Genomic DNA, 470 nt, shown 5'->3' with positions numbered 1-470 from the left:
CCGTCTGCTCGCCGGCGTGGAAGAGGAGCTTGCCGCGGGAACGCCGGTTGGGGTTCAGGTCGTTCTGGTAGACGTCCTTGGGCACACAGACCGGCACACCGCCCACGGCTTCGGTCACCGCGGAGAAGCCTTTGAAGTCGACGACGACGGTGTGGTCCACCCGCAGCCCGGTCAGCTTCTCGACCGTGTTCTGAGTGCAGGCGGGGTTGCCCTCCTTGGTCTGTCCGACCGAGAAGGCCGCGTTGAACATCGCGTTGTGCCGGGTGCGGCTCCAGTTGCCGTCGGGCAGTTTGCAGGGCGGAACGTCCACCAGTGCGTCCCGGGGAAAGGAGACGGCGACAGCGTGTTCGCTGTCGCCGTATACGTGGAGCAGGAAGGCTGTGTCGGAGCGCCCTATGTCGTCCTTGCGGCCACCGCCCAGCCGGTCGTTGCCGTCAGTGCGCGCATCCGAACCGATGACCAGGACGTTC

1 protein-coding gene is annotated in these 470 nt (G+C 66.4%); it reads right to left on the bottom strand.

Annotated elements, in window-relative coordinates; translation table 11 throughout:
• The coding region (locus ACFXIV_RS47785; protein WP_379421523.1) for an LCP family protein at positions 1-373 on the bottom strand (373 nt) is incomplete at its 3' end.
• Between the last annotated feature and the right edge of the window lie 97 nt (positions 374-470).

Source organism: Nocardia sp. NPDC059236 (assembly GCF_042754085.1).
Taxonomy (GTDB): Bacteria; Actinomycetota; Actinomycetes; order Mycobacteriales; family Mycobacteriaceae; genus Nocardia.
Note: the sequence above shows the minus strand (reverse complement) of the source record. Positions and strands in the feature narration are given on the sequence as shown.